This window comes from Paenibacillus barengoltzii NBRC 101215 (assembly GCF_004000745.1).
GTDB classification, from domain to species: Bacteria; Bacillota; Bacilli; order Paenibacillales; family Paenibacillaceae; genus Fontibacillus; species Fontibacillus barengoltzii.
Genome location: NZ_BILV01000088.1, coordinates 1 through 25655, shown reverse-complemented (window position 1 = coordinate 25655; position 25655 = coordinate 1). Strand labels below are relative to the sequence as shown.

Below are 25655 nucleotides of genomic sequence, written 5' to 3'. Positions count from 1 at the left end.
CGCGCAACGTTGACGATATGTGGCATTATTTTATATAATAATTGATAATTCAATTCTATATTGTGGAACTTTGAAGAGGAATAGTAATTTGGATTCCGCCATCCAGAGAGCCGGCGTTTGGTGCAAGCCGGTTGGGGAATGCAGATGAACTCGCCTTGGAGTTATGATGCGCAAATCATCATCGTCTTGCCCGCGTTAAGGGTGCAAAGGGAGCTAGGACAAAGCATGTCCGATGCTAACTAGGGTGGTACCACGGGAAATCTCCTCTCGTCCCTAGCGATCATAACGCTACGGGTCGGGAGGTTTTTTGATTTTAGGGAGTTCACCTCGTCGGCTTATGACGTGGATCCCGCATTTCAAATTGTTGTTTTCAAGGAGGATTTTGAATTATGGCGGACCAAAATGTGCCCCATGATGTTTACCGGGCCCAGGCCATTGAACCGAAATGGCAGGCTTATTGGGAAAAGCATCAAACTTTTAAAACACGGGAAGAGGCGGGGAAACCGAAGTTTTACGCGCTTGACATGTTCCCTTATCCATCGGGAGCAGGCCTCCATGTAGGCCATCCGGAGGGGTATACAGCTACAGACATCGTCTCTCGCTTCAAACGGATGCGCGGCTATAACGTACTTCATCCGATGGGTTGGGATGCTTTCGGGTTGCCAGCAGAGCAGCATGCGCTCGATACGGGCGAACATCCGCGTGACATCACGGTGAAGAACATCAACAACTTCCGGCGCCAAATCAAGTCGCTGGGCTTCTCTTACGATTGGGACCGCGAGATCAGTACAACTGATCCGAATTATTATAAATGGACGCAGTGGATTTTTCTCCAACTGTATAAAAAAGGTCTGGCCTATGTGGCCGAAGTTCCAGTGAACTGGTGCCCGGCATTGGGTACGGTGCTGGCGAACGAAGAGGTCATTGACGGCAAGAGTGAGCGCGGCGGCCATCCGGTCATCCGCAAGCCGATGCGTCAATGGGTGCTGAAAATTACCGAATACGCTGAACGGCTGCTGGAAGACCTGGAGGAACTGGATTGGTCGGAAAGCATCAAGGATATGCAACGCAACTGGATTGGGAAATCCGAAGGTGCGGAAGTCGTATTCGAAATCGAAGGTCATGATGCGTCTCTGACGGTCTTTACGACTCGTCCGGATACGCTGTTTGGAGCGACGTATGCGGTGCTTGCTCCAGAACATGAACTGGTTAAGAAGATCACGACCGATGCTCAACGCCAAGCGGTTGAAGCTTACCAAGACCAAGCGGCGCGGAAGAGCGATCTGGAACGTACCGACCTGGCTAAGGAGAAAACTGGGGTATTCACCGGCGCGTACGCGATCAATCCGGTCAATGGAGAGAAGCTGCCGATCTGGATTGCCGACTACGTGCTGGCGGGTTACGGAACCGGTGCGATCATGGCTGTACCAGGGCATGATGAGCGCGACTATGAATTCGCCAAACAGTATGATCTGCCGATCATCGAGGTGGTTGAGGGCGGCGATCTGTCGAAAGAGGCTTATACGGGCGACGGAGCCCATGTGAACTCCGGCTTCTTGAACGGCCTGGGCAAGGAGGAAGCCATCAAGAAAATGATCTCCTGGCTGGAGGAGAACGGCAAAGGCCGCGGCAAAGTGACTTACCGCCTGCGCGACTGGCTGTTCAGCCGTCAACGGTATTGGGGGGAGCCGATCCCGATTCTGCATCTGGAAGACGGCACGATGAAGCCGGTACCGGAAGATCAGCTGCCGCTGGTTCTGCCGGATGTAGATGCGATCAAACCGTCGGGTACCGGGGAATCGCCGCTGGCGAACGTGACCGAATGGGTGAACACCGTGGATCCGGAAACGGGGCTGCCAGCTCGCCGCGAAACGAACACGATGCCGCAATGGGCGGGAAGCTGCTGGTATTACCTGCGTTATATCGACCCGCACAACGACAAGGAGCTGTGCTCGAAGGAGAAGCAGCAGGAATGGCTGCCGGTTGACCTGTACATCGGCGGGGCCGAGCATGCGGTGCTTCACCTGCTCTACGCTCGCTTCTGGCATAAGGTGCTCTACGATCTTGGGGTTGTAACTACCAAAGAACCGTTCCAAAAGCTGGTAAACCAAGGGATGATTCTCGGTACCAACAATGAGAAGATGAGTAAATCCCGCGGCAACGTCATCAATCCGGACGAAATCGTAAACAAATATGGGGCGGATACGTTGCGCGTATATGAAATGTTCATGGGACCGCTGGAAGCAACGAAACCATGGAATGAAAGCGGCGTTGAAGGTATTCATCGCTTCCTGTCCCGCGTCTGGCGTCTGTTCATTGCGGAAGACGGCAGCCTGAATCCGAAAATTACGGCGGACGGTGGAAGCGACGATTTCAAACGTACATGGCACAAGACGATCAAGAAAGTGACCGAGGATTTTGAAAACCTGCGCTTTAACACCGCGATCAGCCAGTTGATGATTTTCGTGAACGAAGCTTATAAAACGGACGCTGTGCCGAAAGCGGCGGCGGAAAACTTCGTACAGATGCTGTCCCCGCTGGCACCGCATTTGGCGGAAGAGCTGTGGGAACGTCTTGGTCATACTGATACGATTACGTATGAACCTTGGCCTACGTACGATGAGGCTTGGACCGTAGAATCCGAAGTTGAAATCGTCGTGCAAGTGAACGGAAAAATCGTAGAACGCACGAAGATTTCCAAAGACTTGGATCAAGCGGCGATGCAAGAACATAGCTTAAGCCTGCCGAATGTTCAGCAGGCTGTGGCTGGGAAGACGATCCGCAAAGTGATTGCAGTGCCAGGCAAACTGGTGAATATCGTCGTCGGATAAGCTCATTTCCTTGTGAGGATGTAGGTATGTTCAGGGAATGGAGGCGGCCCCTGATCCATCTGGCGGCTTAACGCCGGACAAGGGGGCTTCCTTTTCCGGACATGACGGAGCTTGATCCGAAGACGACGGAGATTCATCCAGTGTGGCCGGATGAAACAACGTATGCAGCTTGCTGATATCGTCGTCGTATTTACGATGAGTCGTATCGATCAGACGGGCAAATACCTCCCGCAGACAGGAATCCAGCACAGCAATCCCTTCAGCGGTCACGCCTCCGGGGACGGCAACCCGTTCGATCAGTTGCTCGGGATTCAGACCGCCTTCGGTGAGCAGCTTGCCTGTGCCTGACAGCATTTCCGAGCCGAGCGCAATCGCTTCCTCATAACTGATTCCAGTTCGTTCAGCGGCGGATTCGGCCCACAGCTGCAGCATATGAGCTACAAATGCTGGCCCGCAACTGGATAAATCGGATGCGATTCGAGTCTCGCTCTCTTTGAGGGTGATTGGCGTACTGATCGAGGACATCAGCTGCTCTAGGAGTAGACGATCTTCGGGGCGAATCCGCCCGCCGTAGATGCAGAGCGAAGCACCGCTGTGCACGGAATGCGTGATGCTGGGAATGATTTTGGCAATTTTTGAGGGAATGGCAGCTTCTAAGGTTTCAATCTGAACGGGGCTCGTGATCGACACGACGATCTGATTATCATCGAGCACGTCCCGGATTTCCGCGATGACATCGGGGTAATCCAGGGGTTTGATGCACAAGAAGACGATTTTGCTTCCCTGGGCGGCTTCAGCATTGCTGCTGTACGCCCGCAGTCCGGGATGGCGCTGGGCCAGCCATTTCGCTTTCGAGGGAGAGCGGTTGCTGGCACAAATATTTTGCGGGAGCAGCGCACCGGAACGCAAAAACGCGTCAATGAGCAGGCTTCCCATGGCTCCGGTTCCGATGAAGGCGACTTTCATCCGGCTTCCCCTTTCCGTGCTTCACGCACTGTATTGGTAAAACGTTAAAGTGATTGCACTCGTTCATGTGTTTGTTGTAATGAGGCGGTTCATCTTACGTTATTGCGAACCTACTTCTGCCGTTTCTACTTCACTTGTATAGATTGTATGCAGCTTGATTGGATCTTCATGACTACTGGCAGATTCTTTTAAGATGTTGGAAGAGGAGTGGAGATACGATATGCGGAGGGAACTCGTCTTGACGGCTATCGTTTCAGCAGTGATTGGCGCTGGATTGATGCTTCTGGCAACGGGCGGTCGCTCGCCTGCAGGCATTGAAGGCTGGACGCCGATAAATGCCGAGGTTAAGGCGGCTTTGGCTGCAGAGGGCGCGGCTGTGGATCGAAGCGAGCTAAAGGCTGCAAATCCTTCAGAAACTGGGTCAGCCGTGGACAAGCCTGACGATGAGGTGACTGGGACAACCGCAGCCGGAAAAACGGACTTAATGGGTATCTCAGGAGAGACAGCAACGCATGTGAATGCTGCAGGTCAGAACGCAGGATCTACTACAGGGGCCGAAGCGGTCAGCGGAGTTGCAGCCTCCAAGGAAGAAGCCGGGAATTCTACGGATACGGGAAAAATCAGCATTAATCGCGCCGGGTTGGCCGAGCTGCAGGAAATTCCCGGGATTGGCGAGAAGAAAGCCAAAGCCATTCTCGATTACCGAAATGCGCATGGTCCTTTTACCTCCATAGAAGCGTTGACCGAGGTGAAAGGCATCGGAGACAAAATGCTGGAGAAAATGAAGCCTTATATCGGGCTGTAATTCTTGTGATCGAAACATGACTTGCGAGGGTGATGATGGAATATGAATCCGGACAAACGCAAAGATTGGGATACGTATTTTATGGATATCGCTTATATGGTATCGACGCGGTCGCGGTGTAACCGACGTCATGTCGGCGCTGTGCTCGTTCAGGGCAAGAAGCTGCTCGGCACGGCTTATAACGGCGCCCCTTCCGGTGTTCCGGACTGCTCGGAGGCAGGCTGTATGATTGCGGAAGAATACGAGCTGGTGGTAGAGGACGGACAGGAGAAAATGGTGAAGAAACAGCGCTGCGTCCGTACCATCCATGCCGAACAGAACCTGCTGTTGTTCACGGACCGGATCGACCGGGAAGGCTCCAGCGTCTATGTGACGGATGAGCCGTGCTGGACATGTGCAAACATGCTGGCCAACAGCGGCATTACGGAGATCGTATTCCATCGGCCCTATCCGAAGGATACCGGTAAAGTGACGGCCATGATGAAGCAAAAAGGCATCACTTTCCGCCGCCTGGAAGGGTATCAACCGCCGCAGGAAACGATTGCGCACGTGGAAGAATAATTGAAATTTTTTTGATCGATTATTGAATGTGGAAGCACCCCATTCGCCTTAGGGCGGGTGGGGTGTTTTTTGTTGAGGTGGACCAGGAGGGGGATGTCCATGAACCGAAGACCGTTAATTGCGATAACTTGCAGTTGGATCGCTGGAAGCGGCTTGGCGGCAGCTTATACCGGCTGGCGTTTTTGGTTGTTTGGGCTGGGCTTGTTGTTGGTCTGTACAGCCATTGCCATCATTTGGCGTCAAGCTTGGCGGAGTCTCGCCTTGGCAGGGTTGGCTTTGTTGCTTGGGGGCTGCTATTGGCTGTATAACGAAGCGGGCAATGTGAGCCGGATCGGACCGATAGTGGCCGGTATGGAAGCAGAAAAAGAAGCAGGAACAGGGACAAGCCCTACAAAGGAGGGGGCGCAGGCGCTTGATGGTCAAACCATCCGTATGGAGGGAACGATCGTATCCACGGTCAAGGTCGATGGGGACCGGGCTGATTTTACGCTGAAAGTCAGCGGCTTATCGCTGATTTCGCCAGATGGGAAAGCGTTGGCGAAGCATGAGATTCCTCGTGGAGAAAAGGTTGCGGTCCAGCTGCGGCTCGCATCGCAAAGCGAACAGCAGACGGCAGCCACCTGGCATCGCGGGCTACGGGTTACGCTGAATGGAACGCTGGAGTTACCGCAGCCTGCCCGCAATTTTGGCGCATTTGATTACCGTCGGTATTTACATTTGCAGCGGATCCATTGGCTGGTCAAAGCTTCGGGGGCATCGTCTCTGAAGGCGGGACAGCCATCCCGAGGCGCCGCCGCTGCCTTAGGATCTGTCGATGCTTTGCGCGAACGCCTTGGCGAGCGCATTGAGCGATTGTTTCCGGACTGGCAAGCCGGTTATATGAAGGGGCTGCTGATTGGCTTGCAGAATGAGCTCGACCCGGATAAATACGCGGAGTTTACACAGCTTGGGCTCACGCATATCCTCGCCATTTCCGGCAGCCATGTTGCGATTAACGTGGCGCTTGTTCTGGGATTACTCCGTCTTTGCCGGGTGACGCGGGAGACCGCAAACACGGTTGCTATTGTTTTCGTTCCGGGATATATGCTGCTTACCGGTTTATCTCCATCGGTCATTCGGGCTGGGCTGATGACGATATTGGGCTTGTACTTGCTAAGGCGCGGGCTGCTAAAAGACAGCCTGAACGTATTAGCCGCTGTTGCGATGCTGATGCTAATCTGGGATCCGTATTATTTACTGAATGTCAGCTTCCAGCTCTCGTTTGCTGTGACGGCAGGGCTGATTGTATTCGTCCCGCGCTTAACCCCGTATCTAAGGTGGCTGCCAGGCAAAATCGGAAATGCGGTGGCGATTACGCTGGCGGCACAGCTGGTGTCTTTTCCATTAACGATCGTCTATTTTAACCAGTTCTCTTTCCTGTCCATTCCGGCTAATTTGCTGCTAGTCCCGATCATCGGCACCTTGGCGCTTCCCCTAGGAACAGGGGCATTACTATTAAGTTTGCTGTCGATCAAGCTGGGCTCATGGGCAGCTCTTCCGGTACGCTGGTTGAATACGGCAACGTTTGAAGCAACCAACTGGTTGAGCACACGCAGCGGGTTTATGACGTATTGGAAATCGCCTTCGCTGCTTTGGATCGCAGCTTTTTATGCTGGATGCTATCTGTTGGTATATTGGGGACAACGGCGTGAGCGTATTGCCGCCGAGGCCTTAACTGTCCGTGGGCAGGATGACGATACTGTGCCTCTCAATCCAGCTAAACGAGAGGTAGCTTTCGCTCATATCAACTGGCGGGAGTGGTCTCAGGACGTGCCTGGAAATCAGGCTAGGCTAGGGGGACTTGGTAGACTGGCAGCGGTTAAAACCGCCTGGACCCAACAGGGTTACGGATGGAGGGCGATCGCAATATCGCTTAGACGATGGGCATGGATGAAACGAAAGGATTTTCTTCGTTTGGGTGTAGCCACAGGCCTTGTGCTGCTGCTGATCATCGGATATCAACCGGCCTACAGCCAAGGGACCGGCTATATCGAGTTCATCGATGTGGGTCAAGGTGACTGTGCCCTGATTACTACGCCATCTGGCAAGCATATTTTAGTGGACGGCGGGGGGACGGTCTCGTTTCGCAAAGCGAAGGATGCGTGGCGGGAGCGGCGTGAACCTTTCGAGGTCGGGGCCAAAACGGTGGTTCCGCTGCTCAAGAAGCGTGGGATCCATCGCTTGGATGCGGTGATTTTAACGCACGGGGACCAGGATCATATCGGCGGACTGCAGGCGGTCATTGACTCCATTCCTGTGGAAGCCGTTGTGATCAATGGCAGCCTGGCCGAGTCTAAGACGATGACGACCTTGATGGAAACGGCGCTGACTAAGCGTATTCCGGTATATGCGGCAAGCCGCGGCATGAAGTTGCAACCGGATGACGCCACCCGCTTGGAGGTGATTTATCCCTTGATGCCTGAGGAGGCGCTTCACCCGATCCCCATCGTGAAAGAACAAAATCACCGCTCGATCGTCTTTCGTTTAGATATGAATGGAGCTTCCTTTTTATTTACAGGTGATATGGATGAAACGGCGGAGAAGGAAGTATTAGGCCTTGAACGATTGACCTCTTCGGGAACGACAACACCGCAGCTCTCCTCAATCAATGTCATGAAAGTCGCCCACCACGGCAGTAAAACCTCTACCTCTGCAGCTTGGCTGGACTATTGGCAGCCAGAAGCCGCAGTTATTTCGGTTGGGGCTTCAAACCTTTATGGTCATCCGCATCCTACAGTCGTTGATCGGCTGAACGCTCAACAGATTCGAATCTATCGAACTGATCATCAAGGCGAGGTCCAGATGCGAGTTCGAGAGGGAAGAATCGAGGTTAGATATAAGTTGCTCCCAATCCCATAAAACCGGGCCCTTTCGCGGTTTATAAAGATGACGGGGCCTTTTTTTTCTGGTATCCTTAGGTCAGATTGCTTAGAGGGTGGACTTCTAAAATATTTTTTAAAAAATAGTAACAACATTGCAACATCCTGTCGGACATTAGCGTCTGTAAGGATGCAAGGAAGGGGGAGCCTTAGTGGTAGAGCAGGGACTCATCAGAGCCGCTCAAACGGGCGATCGCGACGCTCTAATCACCCTATTGCGAGAAATTGAAAGCCACGTGTACCGGACGGCCTATTATATTCTAAACAACGAACAGGATGCACATGATGCTGCTCAGGAAGCACTTATTCGTATTTATACGAAAATCGGTTCCTATGAAGAAAAAGCTCAGTTCAAAACCTGGGTCCAGCGGATTGTGACCAACATCTGTATCGACAAATTTCGTAGAAATAAGCCCACCGTATCGATCGAGGAGCACGAAATGGTGTTTCAGGGGAATGATAGCGTAGAACGGGAAGTGATGTCAGGCTACTTGGCCGAGGACATCCGAAGCGCAATTGAACAATTGCCGGAACACCATCGGTCGGTGGTTGTGCTGAGGTATTTGCAAGATTTTTCGTATAACGAAATTGCTGAGAGCTTGAATTTACCGCTGAATACGGTGAAATCCTATTTATTTAGGGCAAGGCAACAGCTGCAACACTTACTCCAAGATTATCAGAAAGGTGGTGTATCAGGATGAAATGCCCAGAGGCGGTGGAATGGATGCATCGTTATCTAGACCATGACTTAAATGAAGAGGAGACCTCTCTTCTCTTTGAGCATATGCGCAGTTGTGAAGAGTGCGCCGAGACATTTGCGCTGCTTCGCAAGTTATCTGCGCAATTGGAGGATCTGCCGAAGGTAGTTCCGAACTACAGTCTTGTGGACGCGATTCTTCCGCAGTTGGATGAAATCGACCGGGCTCGCCGTGAAGGCGGCAGTACGGCTGAGGACATCGTACTGCCGATGACAGCGGTGCAACGTGATGCGGATGCCGGTCAAGGCGGCATGCTGCCGAGCCGGCGCAGTCTTCGTCGTCCTGATGCGGGAACAGGAATGCGTCGGAGCCGGATTTACCGGTACGGGGCGCTTGGTGTGGCGGCGGTATTGATCTTGGGCGTATTCATTTATCAATACGAACCGCGTACTGTATCCGATGCCGAGATCGCCATGGACACTGCGTTGGAATCGGCGAACAAGCAATCCTCGGCGACTAACTCGGCGGACGATGCAGCGAGCAACGCTCAGCTGTTCAGTGACGACACCAACACGGGGGCGCCTGGGGCCGGAGATTTGGATACGCCAGTGTCCAAGGATGTAGTTCCTCCGGCGGAAGATCCGAATACTGACGGTACCCAAGAGCGAATCGCACCCGGCGATGCACCGGATTCCGGTTCTCCAGCGGTGACGCCGGGTAATTCAGGTACAAGCGATAAATCTCCTAGTGAGCCAAATCAAGCGAACCACGGTTCCTCCGGCAGCCCCTCGGTTCCGAATGGCGGCAGCAACGGGGCTCCTGCGCAAGGGCCGACATCGCCGGGAGCAGGAAATTCGGACTCTGCGGGCGATCCAGAAACTCCGGATATTCTAGAGAACTCAATTGTAGATCAGCAAGTGACCTTCGATAATCCAAGAGAGAAGTATGGCATCGCAAGCTTTAATATTTGGACTTCTCCAGATGGGGCATTTGAAGCTGAGTTCAAGGACGGACATCTGTATGTCTATCGTCTTGAAGCCCAGGAACGGAAACTGGTGGCTGATCAAGTGATCGATGGGAATTGGGTTGACGGTTCGTGGTCGGAATCAGGTCATATATTTACGTACGAGACAGAAATCGAGGGAACCCCAGTGATTCATACCCTTTATGCTGAGCAGGCGGCTGCGGATGCTGCAAAAAGAACACAGCCCTAAATAGCATGGAATAACGGACGAATTTGGGCGTTTTTTTGAACTTGCAGCAGTCACCTTTTCAGGAGATATGGAATAGGTTATATGTATAGTAGAGATAACGGATTAAACCCTGATCGTCGTATGACCGCAGGCGGGAGAGTTTCTAGAGCTCTTTAGCCCGCGTTTATATAGATGTTCCGGGACAGAGGGATCTTTCGCCACGAGGCAGAGGTCCCTCTGTTGCGTTTAAAAGGAAGCCGGACATAACGGACTCTAGAGCCGCTATTTTCACCTATTGAAGGATTAGCGATTTCTAACGGACCGAGAAGACCTTATTCTGGACAAATCGAGCTAAAAGGGTGCAGGTAGTACCAAATAAGGTCTCAGGTGTCTGTTAAAATGGGAAATAGCCGGGAAATGGACAAATAAGGGCTGTACGGTCCGTTACGCGACTTATCGGTATCAGGGCTTGGACGAATACGTGAAATCGAAGTATGATGGAAGAAGGCAACAAAGTCGAAAGGGAGATACCGATGGACGCAAAGCAGAAACAAGCGATAAAAGACATAAAGCAGGGGCGGGTCTCCCCGTTGTACGTTTGTTACGGTACGGAGAAGTATCAAATTCAGGAGTTTGTAGGATTACTTCAGGATCAGCTGGTGGATCCGGATCAGAAGGATTTTGCCATCGCGACCTTTGATTTGGCGGAGACGCCGATTGAGGTGGTCGTTGAGGAAGCGGAGACGATGCCGTTTCTCGTGGAGCGCAAGCTGATCGTTGTACGCGACTCCACTCTGCTTGTCGCAGGGGGCAAGGAAGGCGGCAAGATTGAGCATAAAGTCGAAGCGTTGCTGACGTATATCGGCAACCCGGCAGATCATAGCGTTGTTGTGTTTGTTGTGAACGGGGAGAAGCTGGACGAGCGGAAGAAGGTCGTTAAAGCGATCAAATCGGCGGGTACGGTGCTGTCCTTTTTACCGCTTGGAGGCAGCGAGCTCGTTCAGTGGGTCGTGCAAGAGGTAGAGAAGCGCGGCTGCCGTATCGGGCGGGATGCCGCGGAAGCCTTGATTGCAGCAAGCGGGGTGCAGATGGCCGTACTGGCTGCAGAAATGGACAAGCTCTGCTTGTACGCCGGATCCGGCGGCATGATCGATACCGCTGCCGTGGAGCAGCTAGTGGCGCGCAGCACGGAGCAGAACGTGTTCGTGATGGTGGAGCATATCGCCGCGATACGGCTGGAGCAGGCGCTGGGCATTTTCTATGAGCTGTTGAAGCAGCGTGAAGAACCGATCAAAATTGCGGCGCTCATCGCTCGCCAGTTCCGGATTATGCTGCAGGTGAAGGAGCTCGCCCGCCAAAGCTATTCGCAGCAACAGATTGCTTCCCAGTTAAGCCTGCATCCGTACGTTGTCAAGCTGGCCGGCGACCAGGCCCGGAAGTTTGAAACCGGCCGTTTGAAGGCGATTTTATCCGAGCTGGCCGAACTGGATTACCGGATGAAAAGCGGGCAAATCGACAAAGTGCTGGGGCTGGAGCTGTTTTTGCTAAAACTCGCGGTTTGAAGCCAGAGGCTCGGCCCAAACGGCAACCAAAAAGACCTGAACGTAATCGTTCAGGTCTTTTTGAGCTTCGTATCATTTAACGAGTCTTACGCTTGGGACGTAAGTTCGTTTAATTTTTTAGCCAAGCGGGATTTCTTACGGGCAGCTGCGTTCTTATGGATCAGACCTTTAGTAACGGCTTTGTCCAATTTTTTGGTAGCAGCCACGAAAGCAGCTTTAGCTGCTTCAACTTCGTTGTTCGCCAGAGCGGTGTCAACTGTTTTCACAGCTGTACGCAGGGCGGATTTTTGCGAAGCGTTCAACGCGCGGCGTTTGTCGCTCGTTTTTACGCGTTTGATTGCGGATTTAATGTTAGGCATTGCATTCACCTCCTGTAAAGCATATATCAACCCAGATGATTCACAACTTAAAATATTTTATCACGCAAGATAGCAAAAAGCAATAAATTCATCATACCGAATCTCTCGATTTCGCGCAAGTTTTTCAGCCTCGCAGAAGGGATGTATAAACCCATTCCCTCTCCCGCACAATAAAGGCAATCAGAGGAAATGGAGGTCTTATGGCATGAACTTGGACTTGCGCGAATATTCCGTACGCACTGACTTGGCCGTTGAATCAAAGGAAATGGCGGAGACGATCCATGGCGGCCCGGTCCCTGGGCTCAATGAGCAGGTCGAGGAACAGGACGGGATCAAGATTACCCGTCTGGATGTGACCGATGAGGCAGCCTCGCGGCAAATTGGACGAATCCAGGGGCATTATGTGACGCTGGAGGTTCCCGGTCTCCGCAATCAGGATACCGAGCTGCAGGAGAAGGTGGCTGCGGCGTTCGCCAAGGAGTTTACTGCATTTTTAAATAAAATCGGGGTTGGACCGGAGGCGAAGACGTTGATCGTTGGCCTCGGCAACTGGAACGTCACGCCGGATGCGCTTGGACCGCTGGTGGTGGAAAATGTGATGGTCACCCGCCATTATTTTGAGCTGACACCGGACCAGGTAGCGCCAGGTTACCGCGAGGTTAGCGCGATTGCCCCCGGGGTGCTTGGCATTACCGGTATTGAATCCAGCGAAGTGGTGCAGGGGATCGTGGATCGGACAAAACCCGATCTCATCATCGCCATCGATGCGCTGGCTTCGCGCTCGTTGGAGCGGGTGAATACCACGATCCAGATCGCCGATATCGGCATCCATCCCGGCTCAGGGATCGGCAATAAGCGGCGGGGGCTGACCAAGGAAATTTTGGGCGTGCCTTGTATCGCCATCGGCGTTCCAACGGTGTGCTACGCATCGACGATCGTAAATAATGTATTGGATTTGATGAAAAATCATTTTAACCAGGAAAGCGACGACGGAAAAGCTCCGACCAAGCAGATCATGGGCATGCTGAACGACCTGAGCGAAAACGAGCGTCTGGGTCTCGTCAAAGAGGTGCTTGAACCGCTCGGCCATGATTTGATCGTCACGCCGAAGGAAATTGATGAATTCATCGAGGACGTTGCCAACGTCATTGCAAGCGGACTCAACATCTCGCTGCATGAGGCAGTTACTCCGGATAACGTGGCGTCCTACACGCATTAACGAGCGTATGCTGCTTCTAGTTCCTTCTCCTTAAATCTCAAGGAAATCCGCGAATCTAGCGGATTTCTTTTTTTGTGTGAGAATTTGAGGTTCTAGCCTTTCAACTAGGTTCATAGATTTGGAATATAGTTTGAAAGCGGCTGGAGGAGGACATGCATATGAAATTCAAGGCTTGGAATCTAGGGAAAATGAGAAGGAATCTGCTTCATGTGTTGGCGATGGGACGCACCTTTTTGCTGCTGTCGGTCATGTCGGTGATCTTCTTCGTCATGCTGGGGGTGCTGGGGATCGCTGAGAAACAGCTGAACACCTCCCCTGTCTCCTCGATGAAAGGACTGGCGGCCTCGCTGTCCAGCGGATTCTTCATGGATATGGTTGGCATGGAGCTGCCGCATGTGGCTAGCGAGAAGCAGACCCCGGCGATTTCCGGGCGGCAGGTGACGAACTTCGTCTTTCAGCTGTTGACGGACGTGAATCCGTCCGATCCAAAGAGCTTGGTAGCCCGGGAAGTCCCAGGGCTTGGCGCTGACAGTCCGATCCTGCTGCGCACCGGCTCCGGCAACGGGACGGCCCAGGCTCCGGAGGACTACCGGCCAGGCGCAGGAGCAGACGGAAGTGCGCCGGATCACCCGGAACCGGATATCCCCGATGATGGAAGTAACGCGGATCCCGGGAAGGACGGCGACAATTCGGACACAGCACAGCCGCCAGCAGTGGAACCGGGGAAGACGGACGGCACGTCCGGGGATCAGGAGGAGCCTTCCATCAAGCCGGGCAACAAAAATATCGTGATGATCTATCATTCCCATCCGCAAGAATCTTTTAATCCCGTGCTTGGCACGAATGTAGATAATCCGAGCTCGGCGGAGGATAAGAAGAACGTAGGCTTAGTTGGAGAGGCCTTGGCGAAAGAGCTGGAACGCAGAGGGGTCGCAACCTTACACACGTACGAAAATTATGCGGCCAAGGTGAGCAATTACAACTACAACTACTCATATAAATATTCACGAGAGACTGTCAAACAAGCGATGGCTGAAAATGGTCAGCTGCAATATTTTATCGATATTCACCGCGACTCGCAGCGCCACGACAAAACGACAACAACCATCAACGGTGTGAATTATGCCCAGGTATACTTCATTATCGGACACGGGAACAAGAATTGGCGCGAGAATGAGAAATTCGCCAGCTCCATCCATGAACGGTTGGAGAAGGCGTATCCCGGGATTTCCAGAGGCATCTGGGGGAAGACGTCTTCCCAAGGCAACGGGGAATATAACCAGTCGCTGTCGCCGAACAGCGTGCTGATCGAAATCGGCGGCATCGACAACAGCCAGGAAGAGCTGGAGCGTACCGCCAAGGTGCTGGCCGGAATTTTGGCCGATCTGTATTGGGAAAGTCAGGACGCGGAGAAAGCAGGCAAGCTGTCGAAGAGCAGTACGAACGGCATCGCTAGCGGCAGCGCAAAGAGCACGGACAAGTCCGCTGGCACCACGAACAAAGGCGCGGGCAGTTCCAATAAGTCTTCGGACAGCGCGAACAAAGGAACGAACAGCACAAACAAGAAATCTTGATTTGAATGGGGGATGGACATGGCTAAAATGCTGCGAAAAACATTGGTATACGGTTTATTGCTGGCGACTGGGGTGACGCTGGGGATGCAGCTTGCCGAAAGCGGAACCAGCTCGATCCTCGGCCCCGGATTTCAAACCGGAGGGACGACTGCAGGCATGAACGGACAATCTATGATCTATCCCTATCCGCAATCGCAGCAGCCGCAACAATCGCAACAGCAATTACAGCAGCAATTGCAGCAGAACAACAACGGTTGGACCGCCGGATCCCCCCCCATTTGGACAACCGGTCAAGGCAATGCCGCGCCGCAAGGAACGACAGGCGGTTATACCCAGGTTCCCGGCTACGGAACCTCCCCATCCGGGACCGATGTGCCAAACACGACGGGGGGCGGTCAGGCGCTGCAGACGCCAGCTGACCTGCTGATGCCGCCGCCCTCGCCGCCGGCCATCGACCGATTTGCCGACAAAGCGGCTCACCTATTGCAGCAGGCGTCGCAGAAGAGCATTCATTGGGTGGCCTCCTGGTTTGGTCCAGGCGAATGAAATAACGATTTATAACGAATGGCGAGTTTGTTATACTGTTGTTATATTGTTATGAACCCGTTCGTTATACGTTATTTCGGAGGTTAGAGTCCTTGAAAAAAATTACGATGCAGCAAATCGCCGACCATCTAGGCGTCTCGAAATTCGTTGTATCCAAAGCTTTGTCCGGCAAGGGAGGGGTCAGCGAGCAGACCCGGGAGCGGGTCATTCAAGCTGCCTCCCAGCTTGGGTATTTTAATCAGAAGAACGGTTATGTGAAGAACGTCATCCCTACGGGAACCGCGCTGCCGGCACCGGCCGGCAAGCAGTCAGTGCTGGTGCTGATGCCAAATATCCGGTTTCAGAACAAGGAATCGCTGTATTGGGGTAGACTGCTGGAAGGCATCTCCCGGGAGCTGGAGGCGCAGGAGCTGGGGATGATTATCGTATCCGAACCTTGCGGTGACAACTTCATGAGCATCCTGAATCCTGACGGGATTCTGGGGATGATCGGGGTGGGGCAGATCGCCACCCCATTCCTGCTGGAGGTACACCGGATCGGGCTGCCGATCGTGCTGGTCGATCACGAGGACCCGCTGATTCCAAGCGACACGGTCTTCGCTAACAACGTTGATGGGATGGCCCGTTTGACCAATCACCTGATCGGCCTGGGGCATCGGAAGCTGCATTTCTTAGGCAATTTAACGTTTTCCCGCAGCTTTCGGGACCGCTGGATTGGCTTCCGCAGCGCCTTGGAGGAGAACGGCTTGACACCGCAGTCCCTGGAGGATCCGATGCTGGAGCTGGAAGGTGTCGACACCGGGGCTTACGGCGACGTGCTGCGCGGATGGCTGGAGGGGCAGAAAGCGGAAGGGACGCTCCCGACCGCGCTTGTGTGTGCGAACGACTCCATCGCGATGCATGCCTGCTCCGTCCTGAGTGAGATTGGCCTTCACGTGCCCGGGGATATCACGGTCAGCGGGTTTGACAATATCGACGATGCGGCCCGGTACACTCCGGCCATTACCACCATTAACGTGCCGAAGGAGAACCTTGGCCAGCGGGCGGTGAGGAAGCTGCTGGAACGACTGGCCCAACCGGACGCGCCGCGGGAGAAAATCATGATCTCCGTCGAGACGGTATACCGGGATTCCACCGCCGAGCCGCATCGAAAGGCCGAGTAAAGAAGTCAACTCAAACAAACGAGCTGCCAAGAGATGAACTCCTGGCAGCTCGCTTGTTTTACTTGTTCAGAAATTGGATATTCCGCTCGATCAAATCGATTCGTTGCTGTACGCAGGCATAGGAGCGCAGCGGATCCTCCGGCGTGTTCAGCACGTAGTCCAGCAGCCGGTCGACCGTCGTTGTGGCGACGTGGATGCGCGTATCAGAGGAAGCGTAATAGATGAAGACGTCGCCGTTGTCGCGGGCGATGATGCCGTTACAGAACACGACGTTGGACACATCGCCGACACGCTCCTCGCCTTCCGGTGCGATCAGATGGCCGCCCGGCCGATGCGTCACCCGCTGCGGCTCCTGCAAGTCGGAGAGGAAGGCGTACAGCACGTAGCGGAGCCCGGCCGCCGTTCCCCGCACGCCATGGGCGATGTGCAGCCAACCTTTATCCGTTTTGATCGGGGCGGGACCTTGGCCGTTCTTGACCTCTTTGATCGTATGGTACTTGCGGTCGTCAACGATGATTTCCTCGTCGATGACCGCCTGCTCGATCGAATCAGACAACCCCCAGCCGATGCCGCCGCCGGAGCCGGCGTCGATGAAGCCGTCCTGCGGACGGGTGTAGAACGCGTATTTCCCGTCTACGAACTCGGGGTGCAGCACCACATTGCGCTGCTGCGGAGATTTCGTTTTCAGGTCGGCTAACCGCTCCCAAGTGACGAGATCCTTCGTGCGGGCGATGCCGCACTGGGCTACGGCGCTCGACAGATCTCCCCGCGGCGCATGGGGGTCTTTCCGCTCCGTACAGAACAGTCCGTAAATCCAGCCGTCTTCATGCCGCACGACCCGCATGTCGTAGACGTTGACGTCCGGATCTTCGGTTTCGGGCATAACCACCGGCTTATCCCAGAAACGGAAGCCGTCGATGCCGTTATCGCTCTCGGCTACAGCGAAGAACGATTTGCGGTCTACGCCTTCAACGCGGGCGATCAGATAAAATTTTCCATTCAGCTCGATGGCTCCCGGATTAAACACGCCGTTGACGCCAAGGCGTTCAGAGAAATACGGATTCGTCGCCGGATTGAAATCGTATCTCCAAATGAGCGGCGCATGCTCCGCCGTCAAGACCGGATAGCGGTAGCGGTCGTACACCCCGTTGCCATAGGGCATTTTCTCGTTGCGGCGCGCAATCAGCTGTTCGTAACGTTCGGTCAGCTGCTGTTTTCTTTCGTCAAATAGGCTCATTCTCAATTCCTCCGATCCATCAAATTACTTCTCACGTTCCAGACGCTCCAGCATTTCCAGACACGCGCGGCTGTTATGATAAGGGCATTTCCAAGGGCTGACCTTTGGTTCGCCCGGCAACGGTGCGCCGCCTCGATCCACGCCCCAGAACCATTCGCCGTGTTTACGATCCACCAGATACGTTTGAATAAAGCTCCAGGAATTTGCTGCAGCCGCCCGGTACTTGGGGTCTCCGGTCAGTTGGTACGCATTGTAGAAACCAACCATCGCTTCCGCCTGCGGCCACCAGTCTTTGTTATCGTCAGTCAGGCCGTTTGGATCGGCTTCGTTCCATATCCCGCCGTCCCGGTCAACGCCTTCCGCATACACAGCCTCGGCCATCTTTAAGGCGGTTTCCTTCACGCGCTGCAGCAGAGCGGGCTCACCCAGCACCTCGGCTGCCTCGACGAGCAGCCAGCTGCCCTCGATATCATGGCCATACGAGACATGATGTCCTTTGACCTGCCAGCCGTCATCGAAGAACAGCAGGAAGTGGGCAGTTTTCGGATCGATGATTTGCTCTAGCGTCACTTCGATCAGCTCGGACAAGCTGCCCCGCAGCTCAGAGGATTTCCATACCCGGTACAAATTGGTGTACGCCTCCAGCACGTGCAGGTGCGTATTCATCGATTTCTTTTCGTTTAGATCCTTGTTGCTGAGACTTAAATCCCCGGTGGGTTTCCAGTCGCGGGACAGAGCCTCAACATAGCCTTTATGAACCGGATCATAGCTGTGCTGCTCCAGCAGGCGGTAGAGGTTGACCGCTTGCTCCAATGCCTCTTCGCTGGAGGTTGCGCGATAATATTCAGTCAAAGCGTAAATGACAAACGCTTGCCCGTAGACCTGCTTTTTGTCTTGAACCGGCCGTCCTTGGACATCCACCATCCAATAGAAACCGCCGTACTGAGGGTCCACAAAATGCGTCTTCAGGTAATCATAAGCCCGCTCGGCGATTTCCAGGTATTTGGGATCGGGAAATCGACGATAGGCCGAAGCGAAGGTCCATAGAATGCGGGCGTGCAGCACCAGCCCTTTATCGGCCTCGGGGTGCTTGTTGAGCTGCTCATCGATGTATCCGACAAAGCCGCCATGCTGCCAATCGATTGTATGTTCGATCCAAAACGGGAGAATGTTGCCTTGCAGCTCCTGCTGCAGCTGTACCTTCCAATCATGGGTTTCCACGTAAAAAACCTCCTTATCGCTCGATCGCGTTCAGCTTGGCGGCATAAGCTTCAGCTACGACCGTCTCCGCTTCCTTGCCATAAATGCAGTAACCATCATTTGTTGCAGCCTGGCTCCGATCGTACAGCCGCGCCGGCCAATCCCACAGCATCAAGCCGCGGACCCAATCGCGTTCTCCGCATTTCTCCAGCATCGTGCGGTAATATTCCGCCTGTTCTGCCTCATTCACTGCACCCTGCAGCGTCCAGTCATTTGGGACGTTCGCCGACCCGGTGCGGCTCGGGCAGCCGGCTTCCATAAACAAAAACGGCTTACCGTATCTCCGGACAACGCTTTCAATTCGATCCAGCTGACGATCCCAGTCTCCGATCGGGTAGTAGCCGCTGGAACTGATCACATCCAGGGCATCCCACCACATCACATTGTCCTCTTGATATTTGTCGCAGTTATACGTCAGCGGTCCGTGGTAAACCTGGCGAATGTCGGCGATCAAAGCGCGCCATTCCGCTTCCCGCCGGTCGGTTTGCACCATTTCGCAGCCGATACAGAACATCTCGCACCCGGTTTCCTCGGCGATTTGCGCGAAATGAAGGAGATATGCGCGATACGAGGCAAACCAGTCAGACCATTTTGGTTCACAAGGGACGTCTCGATCAAAAAAATTAATGTGCGCTCGCCAAGTTCCGTCCGCGCAGTTCACGATCGGCTTCAGACATACCTTCAACCCCAGCGAATGCGCCTTACGAATGGCCCATCGGACTTCCTCGTCGGTCACCGTCGGCGCCTCCCAGAAGGGGATATCCGTGGAGAAGGCTGTTGCTTGCAGTGCGGCAAAAGCAATGGCCGTCCAGTTACTGCGGGTCACCTTCGCCATCATTTCCATGGAATGAGCTGCGGCCTCGTTGCCCCAGGTCCCCCTGACGCCCATAAACCCCCAGGTCATTCCGGCAATATAATGTTCGAGCGATTGCATACTTGCATTTCACCCCACGATCTCAAAAATTTAAAATTTGTTATCATTTGTTATATAAATTAAGATAACAAAATACTAATTATGAGATAACTATATAACGGCTAAACGGTGGATTCAACCTTTTTTATTTTGAATTTGTTAGCGTGAAGTTGTCCTAAAGAAGCAAAAAACCGCCGATTACTCGGCGGGTTCGGTATTAAGGTTCTTAACGGAATCCCGGTAGATGATCTTGCCTTGCACCAGCATGCGGCCGATGCGGCGATGGGGGTTGGACACTTTATCCATAATCGCCTTGACGGCGGATCGGGCCATCTGCTCAATATCCACCTCAACCGTAGTTAGCGGCGGATTTGCCAGCGTGGCGTATACGTCGTTGTCGAACCCGACAATCGAACAGTCATCCGGGATACGGTAACCCATGCTGGTGAGGCGCTCGCCCAAAAGATAGGCGACTTGGTCGCAGTTGCAGACGAACGCGGTAGGCATTTGCTCCGGAAGCTCGATATCAATATAGGTACCGTGTTCATCACGGTCATTGATCAGATAACGCTCGTTAAACTTCAACCCGTGCTCCAGCAGCGATTTGTAGTAACCCAGGAAGCGGTCTTGGATACTGCTGGTGGAATAGACGTTGCCAACATAAGCGATCTCGCGGTGGCCGCATCGGATCAGATAGTTCGTGATCTCGTAAGCGCCGTAAAAGTTATCGGTAACGATTGAATCGATCGCGGCATGCTCGTCATAAAAGTCGAGAAACAGCTTCGGCAGCTCCATATTTTGCACCGTTTCGATGTACTTCTTGCTGACCTGCCCCAAAATGATGATGCCATCCACCTTATTTTCACTGTATACCCGCGGGAAATTGAGCTGTTCCTCATCTTCGCTGCTTAAGATATTTAAGATTCCGAAATAGCCATAGTGGTCCAACTGAATGGCGATCTGCTGATAAACCTGCAAATAGAAGGACTCTCTAAGACCCGTAAAACGCTGCGGAATCATCACGCCAATATTATAAGAAAGCCCGTCCTTGATCGATTTGGCCGCCGAGTTAAAGCGGTAGCCCATCTCACTGGCCACCTTCTTGATCTTCAGCTTCAGGCTGTCGCTGACGCCTTCCTTGTCATTCAGCGCTTTAGATACCGTAACGCTGCTGACGCCCAGCTTGTCGGCGATATCTTTCATCGTTATGTTGCGTTTCATGAACTTATATTCACCATCCCGTTCAATCTATCATCCAGAGCCAATCGATCTAAAATCCAGTATACCGATTCTGTTGGTAAATAGGAAGATGAGCGAAAAATTAAACTTATCATTCATAAGCAATAACTTAATACATTACTTTATTAACCGAAAATAAATGGATTTAGTCATTGACGAGTAAACGTATACATTATAGAATCTTAGTTAGTTTATCGATAACTTAATTTATAAATTGAAAGGGGAAACGGATGTGAAAAAGAACAAAGCTTTCATCGGTTTGCTGGCCTTGATGCTTGTTTTGACTCTGTTGGCTGGCTGTGGAGGGAACAACCGTAATAACGCGGCACAGAACAATGCAGCCGGAAATGCCGGAACCGCGAACTCCGGCACGGAACAGACGGCGGGAAGGGACATCTCGGGAGAGATTACCGTCATTACGCAACGAACAGACATCGTCGACACCGTATTCAAGGATTATGCCGCCGAATTTAATAAGGAATACCCGAACGTGAAAGTAAACTTCCAAGCGCTTTCCGATTATGAAGGACAAATCACAGTGCGGATGAACTCTGACGATTACGGTGATGTTCTGTTGCTGCCAACCAGCATTCCGCTGGCGGATACGCCGGAGTTTTTTGAACCGCTGGGTACGTTGGAAGAGATGAGCAAGCAGTATATCGGCCTGGAGGAAAGAACCGTTGATGGCAAAGTTTACGGGATTCCGATCGCTGTTAACTTTTCCGGGATCCTCTACAACAAGAAAGTATTTAACGACGCCGGCGTAACGACGACGCCGAGAACACCGGACGAGTTTTTGGCCGCTTTGCACAAAATCAAAGAAAAAGGCGACGCGATTCCTCTGTACAGCAACTATGCAGACAGCTGGCCTTTGACGCAATGGGAAGCTGTATTAACTACCGTTGCCGGCGACGTCGACTATGTCAATGTGATCCAGCCGAACACCGATGACAACTTCGTTCCTGGACAGCCGCACTATGAACTGTACAAGGTGATGTACGACACCGCCAAACAAGGTTTGATTGAAGATGACCCGACAACGACGAACTGGGAAGCTTCCAAAGCCGACATGGCCAATGGCAAAATCGGTGCGATGGTGCTGGGCTCCTGGGCGATCGGGCAGGTTCAAGGCTTAGCTGAGAATCCGGATGACATCGCTTACATGCCTTTCCCAACGAATGCTAAGGAAATCATTATGCCGCTTGCAGACGACTATACGCTGGGCATCAGCAAGCACAGCAAGCACAAAGAGGCGGCAAGAGCTTGGGTGGACTGGTTCATCAACAAATCCGGATATCCCACGGAACAAGCCGGCGGCATGAGCCCGGTGGTCGGCGCTCCTCTTCCGGAATCGCTGAAGCAATTCGAAGGAACTGACGTGAAATTCGAACTGCAGACTCCTGCAAAACCGGGGCAAGAGGGCCTGGTGGACAAAATCGACAAAGACGCGGAAATCGGCTTGTGGCAGCCGGAATTCAAGAAACGGATCATGGAAGCCGCGATCGGTAACCTGAACGAATCCTATGACGACATCATGAAGGATCTCAACGACGCTTGGGTGAAATCCCGCGCCAAATTCGTGAAATAACACCGGTCACAGGGGAGGACAAAGTTGCAGGGGGAACGTGCCGGATGCGCGTTTCCCTTGTGATTTTAGCCAAGGAGAGACAGAGATAGGCATTTTGCAGGATTTTTGGAGGTGTGAGTGGTGTTCAAAAATTTAAGCTACAAAACCCAGCGGAAAGTGATCATTTTCGCCTTCTCGCTGATCCCGGTCGCCTTGTTGTTCACTTTCGCCTACTTGCCGGTTTTTAATATGTTCAAATACAGCTTCACCAACTGGAACGGCTACAGCAAGCATTATGATTACGTAGGGTTTGAGAACTACAAGACGATCTTTACCGACTCCAAATATTTCACCGTCTTTAAGGTCAGCTTGTATTATTTTTGCGCGACCTTTGTTCAAATGGCAATTGCTCTTTATTTTGCAACGATACTTAGCTTTAAGGTGCGATTCAAAAACTTCTTTAAAGGCGTCCTGTTCTTTCCTTACCTCTTAAACGGGGTAGCGATCGGGTTTATCTTCCTGTTCTTCTTCCGTCCGGACGGTACGCTGGATACCTTGATGCAATCGGTGGGGCTTGGCGCTTACACGCAGGGATGGTTGAAGAACCCGAACATCATTAATATTTCGCTGGCGGGCGCATCCGTGTGGAGATACATGGGCTTTAACTTCATCATTTTCCTGGGCGCGATTTCGTCGATTGGTTCCGATATTTACGAAGCGGCCGAGATCGACGGGGCCAACCGTTGGCATCAGTTCCGCCATATCATCATTCCCAGCATCATGAAAATTGTGCAGCTCAACCTGATCCTCGCCATCAGCGGTGCAATCAGCGCCTTCGATATTCCGTACATTATGACCGGCGGCTCCAACGGAAGTAATACGTTTGTCATCCAAACGGTGACCACCGCGTTTAAATATAACAAGCTTGGCCTTGCCTCCGCCATGGCGGTTGTCCTGCTGTTTATCGTGATCATTGTCACCTTGCTGCAGCGCTTGTTGATCAAGGAGGAGAAGTAAGCCATGTATAGACTGAAATACGTAGCCGCGGCCTTCATTAAATATGTCAGCTTGCTGCTGGGCGCTTTCGCCGCGCTCGTTCCGATCGTGGTGGTGCTGTTCGCTTCCTTTAAAACGAACAAGGAATACGGTTCGACCAGCCCTTTGACGCCGCCGGAGAACTGGCTGAATTTCGCCAACTACTCCAAGGCTTTTATTAATGGAAAAATGCTGCTTGGCTTCGGAAACACCGTCATTATCGTAGTCATCTCAATTCTTGGCGCGACCTTGATCGGCTCCATGATCGCTTATGTCCTAAACCGCTTCAAATTTCGCGGCAACAAGCTGTTGATGGGGGCCTTCTTGCTGGCGACCTTGATCCCAAGCGTGACGACCCAGGTGGCGACATTCCGAATCATCAACTTCTTCCACTTGGTGGATACACGATTTGCTCCGATTTTGCTTTACTTAGGCACTGACATTATCGCCGTGTATATTTTCATGCAATTCCTCGATTCGATTTCCGAATCGCTGGACGAATCCGCGATGCTGGACGGCGCGTCCTATTTCACGATTTACTGGCGCATTATTTTGCCGCTGCTCGCCCCAGCCATCGTGACGGTCATTATCGTCAAAGGCGTGAATATCTATAACGATTTCTACACGCCGTTCCTGTATATGCCAAGCGAGGACCTGCAGGTGATCTCGACCGCGCTGTTTAAGTTTAAAGGCCCTTACGGTTCGCAATGGGAAGTGATCTGCGCCGGGATCATGATAACGATTGTGCCGATCCTGATTGCTTTTGTGGCGCTGCAGAAATACATCTATAACGGATTTGCCCAAGGCTCCGTTAAATAAACACACTTATTTGAGTTGATTTGGAAGGGGTAACCTCATGAGCACAGTGAAAATCATTGGAGAGAACCTGCCGAACATTCCTTGGCAAGACAAACCGGAGCATGCGGCAGGACCCGTATGGAGACATAATGACAATCCGGTCGTGAAGAGGAATCCGGCCAAAGGCATCGCGCGCATCTTCAACAGCGCAGTTGTTCCTTACGATGGCCGCTTTGTTGGCGTGTTTCGCGCCGAAACGATTAACGGCCGTCCTCACCTGCATACAGGCTGGAGCGAAGACGGCTATGAATGGAAGATCGACGAGGAGCGTATTCCTTTTGTGGATGAGGAGGGGAAGCCGTTCCAACCTCAATATGCCTATGATCCCCGGTTGGTGAAGGTGGAGGATACCTACTATATTATTTGGTGCACGGACTTCTACGGCGCTTCGATTGGGGTGGCCAAAACCCAAGACTTTAAGACGTTTGTCCGTTTGGAGAATCCGTTCTTACCGTTTAACCGCAACGGCGTGTTGTTCCCAAAGAAAATCGGAGGCAACTTCGTGATGTTGTCCCGTCCCAGCGACAGCGGGCATACTCCGTTTGGCGACATCTTTCTTAGCGAAAGCCCGGATTTCGTCTATTGGGGCAAACATCGCCATGTGATGACCAAGGGCGGGCAAGGCTGGTGGCAGTCGGTGAAAATCGGCGGCGGTCCCGCTCCAATCGAAACGACCGAAGGTTGGCTGATGTTCTACCATGGCGTCACCGGGACGTGCAATGGCCTTGTTTACAGCATGGGTGCGGTCATTCTTGACCGAGAGGAACCGTCCCGCGTGAAATATCGCTCCAGCACGTATGTATTAACGCCGGAGGAATGGTATGAGGAGCGCGGCTTCGTCCCGAACGTCGTGTTCCCTTGCGCCGCTTTGACCGATGCTGCCACAGGCCGTATCGCCATTTACTACGGCGCTGCAGATACCTATGTTGGGATCGCCTATACGACGGTTCAGGAAATCGTGGATTATGTCAAGGCGACGCATGAGGAAGTTGGCGATGACGCAGAAATCGGTAGAATGTAGCGGGACGGAGGCGACCGGGTTCTTCTGGAGAGGTTGAAGCTGTAAACGGAAAATCGCTGGCCGTGACGTGTCAACTCATATAAAAATGTTACCGAAGGATAATGGTTCACTCACGTAATTTTGTTACCCA

At 52.8% G+C, this 25655-nt stretch carries 21 protein-coding genes and 1 other annotated feature; of the genes, 15 read left to right on the top strand and 6 right to left on the bottom strand.

The window, feature by feature from the left end:
* The first annotated feature begins 61 nt into the window (after positions 1 to 61).
* Positions 62 to 278 (top strand) — a binding site (T-box leader).
* A 111-nt stretch (positions 279 to 389) separates the two neighbouring features.
* Positions 390 to 2831, top strand: coding sequence for a leucine--tRNA ligase (leuS, locus tag PBA01S_RS19650; protein WP_085278008.1), 2442 nt, complete (start codon positions 390 to 392; stop codon positions 2829 to 2831).
* 30 nt (positions 2832 to 2861) lie between these two features.
* On the opposite strand, the gene comER is transcribed toward leuS, so the two are convergent.
* Positions 2862 to 3797 (bottom strand): late competence protein ComER, encoded by a 936-nt coding sequence (gene comER / locus PBA01S_RS19645; protein ID WP_085278007.1) that lies wholly within the window; start codon positions 3795 to 3797, stop codon positions 2862 to 2864.
* Positions 3798 to 4035: 238 nt separating this feature from the next.
* On the opposite strand from comER, the gene PBA01S_RS19640 reads away from it, so the two are divergent.
* From PBA01S_RS19640 to holA, 6 genes are all read left to right on the top strand, one after another.
* Positions 4036 to 4602 (top strand): ComEA family DNA-binding protein, encoded by a 567-nt coding sequence (locus tag PBA01S_RS19640; protein WP_255315398.1) that lies wholly within the window; start codon positions 4036 to 4038, stop codon positions 4600 to 4602.
* A gap of 42 nt (positions 4603 to 4644) precedes the next feature.
* Positions 4645 to 5163 (top strand): deoxycytidylate deaminase, encoded by a 519-nt coding sequence (locus PBA01S_RS19635; RefSeq protein WP_085278005.1) that lies wholly within the window; start codon positions 4645 to 4647, stop codon positions 5161 to 5163.
* A gap of 99 nt (positions 5164 to 5262) precedes the next feature.
* Positions 5263 to 8061: a ComEC/Rec2 family competence protein gene (locus PBA01S_RS19630; protein ID WP_127576572.1), complete on the top strand. Its 2799-nt coding sequence runs from the start codon at positions 5263 to 5265 to the stop codon at positions 8059 to 8061.
* Positions 8062 to 8233: 172 nt separating this feature from the next.
* The gene (locus PBA01S_RS19625) at positions 8234 to 8782 is read left to right on the top strand and encodes an RNA polymerase sigma factor (protein WP_016311416.1); all 549 of its coding nucleotides are present in this window, start codon (positions 8234 to 8236) and stop codon (positions 8780 to 8782) included.
* On the top strand, positions 8779 to 9993 hold the full coding sequence (locus PBA01S_RS19620) for an anti-sigma factor (protein ID WP_127576571.1): 1215 nt from the start codon (positions 8779 to 8781) through the stop codon (positions 9991 to 9993). The genes PBA01S_RS19625 and PBA01S_RS19620 overlap by 4 nt, the downstream gene beginning before the upstream one ends.
* A 512-nt stretch (positions 9994 to 10505) precedes the next feature.
* The gene (gene holA / locus PBA01S_RS19615; protein ID WP_127576570.1) at positions 10506 to 11534 is read left to right on the top strand and encodes a DNA polymerase III subunit delta; all 1029 of its coding nucleotides are present in this window, start codon (positions 10506 to 10508) and stop codon (positions 11532 to 11534) included.
* A gap of 86 nt (positions 11535 to 11620) precedes the next feature.
* Here the strand turns inward: holA and rpsT are convergent, their stop codons facing one another.
* A complete protein-coding gene (gene rpsT, locus PBA01S_RS19610; RefSeq protein ID WP_016311419.1) occupies positions 11621 to 11893 on the bottom strand; it encodes a 30S ribosomal protein S20 in 273 nt (90 codons plus the stop codon).
* Between the two features lie 205 nt (positions 11894 to 12098).
* Between rpsT and gpr the strand changes: the two genes are divergently transcribed.
* The 4 genes from gpr (at position 12099) to PBA01S_RS19590 (ending at position 16395) form a co-directional block, all read left to right on the top strand.
* Entirely contained in the window at positions 12099 to 13112 is a 1014-nt protein-coding gene (gene gpr, locus PBA01S_RS19605; protein WP_009224142.1) for a GPR endopeptidase, read from the top strand.
* 158 nt (positions 13113 to 13270) lie between these two features.
* Positions 13271 to 14686, top strand: coding sequence for a stage II sporulation protein P (locus PBA01S_RS19600; RefSeq protein WP_127576569.1), 1416 nt, complete (start codon positions 13271 to 13273; stop codon positions 14684 to 14686).
* Positions 14687 to 14704: 18 nt separating this feature from the next.
* Positions 14705 to 15232 carry a hypothetical protein gene (locus PBA01S_RS19595; RefSeq protein WP_028539695.1) on the top strand — a complete coding sequence of 176 codons (528 nt, stop codon included), beginning with the start codon at positions 14705 to 14707 and terminating at the stop codon, positions 15230 to 15232.
* A gap of 92 nt (positions 15233 to 15324) precedes the next feature.
* The gene (locus tag PBA01S_RS19590) at positions 15325 to 16395 is read left to right on the top strand and encodes a LacI family DNA-binding transcriptional regulator (protein WP_174844502.1); all 1071 of its coding nucleotides are present in this window, start codon (positions 15325 to 15327) and stop codon (positions 16393 to 16395) included.
* Positions 16396 to 16453: 58 nt separating this feature from the next.
* Here the strand turns inward: PBA01S_RS19590 and PBA01S_RS19585 are convergent, their stop codons facing one another.
* From PBA01S_RS19585 to PBA01S_RS19570, 4 genes are all read right to left on the bottom strand, one after another.
* Complete coding sequence (locus tag PBA01S_RS19585; RefSeq protein WP_085170945.1) at positions 16454 to 17632, bottom strand: glycoside hydrolase family 130 protein; 1179 nt, start codon at positions 17630 to 17632, stop codon at positions 16454 to 16456.
* 24 nt (positions 17633 to 17656) lie between these two features.
* A complete protein-coding gene (locus tag PBA01S_RS19580) occupies positions 17657 to 18853 on the bottom strand; it encodes an AGE family epimerase/isomerase (RefSeq protein ID WP_085170944.1) in 1197 nt (398 codons plus the stop codon).
* Between the two features lie 13 nt (positions 18854 to 18866).
* Complete coding sequence (locus PBA01S_RS19575; protein WP_085170943.1) at positions 18867 to 19826, bottom strand: glycoside hydrolase family 113; 960 nt, start codon at positions 19824 to 19826, stop codon at positions 18867 to 18869.
* Between the two features lie 177 nt (positions 19827 to 20003).
* Positions 20004 to 21026 (bottom strand): substrate-binding domain-containing protein, encoded by a 1023-nt coding sequence (locus tag PBA01S_RS19570; protein ID WP_036700814.1) that lies wholly within the window; start codon positions 21024 to 21026, stop codon positions 20004 to 20006.
* Positions 21027 to 21276: 250 nt separating this feature from the next.
* On the opposite strand from PBA01S_RS19570, the gene PBA01S_RS19565 reads away from it, so the two are divergent.
* The 4 genes from PBA01S_RS19565 (at position 21277) to PBA01S_RS19550 (ending at position 25525) form a co-directional block, all read left to right on the top strand.
* Positions 21277 to 22632, top strand: coding sequence for an ABC transporter substrate-binding protein (locus tag PBA01S_RS19565; protein WP_028539689.1), 1356 nt, complete (start codon positions 21277 to 21279; stop codon positions 22630 to 22632).
* A gap of 120 nt (positions 22633 to 22752) precedes the next feature.
* The gene (locus PBA01S_RS19560) at positions 22753 to 23628 is read left to right on the top strand and encodes a carbohydrate ABC transporter permease (protein ID WP_028539688.1); all 876 of its coding nucleotides are present in this window, start codon (positions 22753 to 22755) and stop codon (positions 23626 to 23628) included.
* A 3-nt stretch (positions 23629 to 23631) separates the two neighbouring features.
* Positions 23632 to 24465: a carbohydrate ABC transporter permease gene (locus tag PBA01S_RS19555; RefSeq protein WP_009224132.1), complete on the top strand. Its 834-nt coding sequence runs from the start codon at positions 23632 to 23634 to the stop codon at positions 24463 to 24465.
* Positions 24466 to 24502: 37 nt separating this feature from the next.
* On the top strand, positions 24503 to 25525 hold the full coding sequence (locus PBA01S_RS19550) for a glycoside hydrolase family 130 protein (protein WP_028539687.1): 1023 nt from the start codon (positions 24503 to 24505) through the stop codon (positions 25523 to 25525).
* The last annotated feature ends 130 nt before the right edge of the window (positions 25526 to 25655 follow it).

Excerpts from the sequence above, each read along its gene's own strand:
- leuS (WP_085278008.1), top strand. The coding sequence starts at position 390 with ATGGCGGACCAAAATGTGCCCCATGATGTTTACCGGGCCCAGGCCATT.
- comER (WP_085278007.1), bottom strand. The coding sequence starts at position 3,797 with ATGAAAGTCGCCTTCATCGGAACCGGAGCCATGGGAAGCCTGCTCATT.
- PBA01S_RS19635 (WP_085278005.1), top strand. The coding sequence starts at position 4,645 with ATGAATCCGGACAAACGCAAAGATTGGGATACGTATTTTATGGATATC.
- PBA01S_RS19630 (WP_127576572.1), top strand. The coding sequence starts at position 5,263 with ATGAACCGAAGACCGTTAATTGCGATAACTTGCAGTTGGATCGCTGGA.
- PBA01S_RS19620 (WP_127576571.1), top strand. The coding sequence starts at position 8,779 with ATGAAATGCCCAGAGGCGGTGGAATGGATGCATCGTTATCTAGACCAT.
- holA (WP_127576570.1), top strand. The coding sequence starts at position 10,506 with ATGGACGCAAAGCAGAAACAAGCGATAAAAGACATAAAGCAGGGGCGG.
- rpsT (WP_016311419.1), bottom strand. The coding sequence starts at position 11,893 with ATGCCTAACATTAAATCCGCAATCAAACGCGTAAAAACGAGCGACAAA.
- gpr (WP_009224142.1), top strand. The coding sequence starts at position 12,099 with ATGAACTTGGACTTGCGCGAATATTCCGTACGCACTGACTTGGCCGTT.
- PBA01S_RS19600 (WP_127576569.1), top strand. The coding sequence starts at position 13,271 with ATGAAATTCAAGGCTTGGAATCTAGGGAAAATGAGAAGGAATCTGCTT.
- PBA01S_RS19595 (WP_028539695.1), top strand. The coding sequence starts at position 14,705 with ATGGCTAAAATGCTGCGAAAAACATTGGTATACGGTTTATTGCTGGCG.
- PBA01S_RS19585 (WP_085170945.1), bottom strand. The coding sequence starts at position 17,632 with ATGAGCCTATTTGACGAAAGAAAACAGCAGCTGACCGAACGTTACGAA.
- PBA01S_RS19575 (WP_085170943.1), bottom strand. The coding sequence starts at position 19,826 with ATGCAATCGCTCGAACATTATATTGCCGGAATGACCTGGGGGTTTATG.
- PBA01S_RS19570 (WP_036700814.1), bottom strand. The coding sequence starts at position 21,026 with ATGAAACGCAACATAACGATGAAAGATATCGCCGACAAGCTGGGCGTC.
- PBA01S_RS19555 (WP_009224132.1), top strand. The coding sequence starts at position 23,632 with ATGTATAGACTGAAATACGTAGCCGCGGCCTTCATTAAATATGTCAGC.
- PBA01S_RS19550 (WP_028539687.1), top strand. The coding sequence starts at position 24,503 with ATGAGCACAGTGAAAATCATTGGAGAGAACCTGCCGAACATTCCTTGG.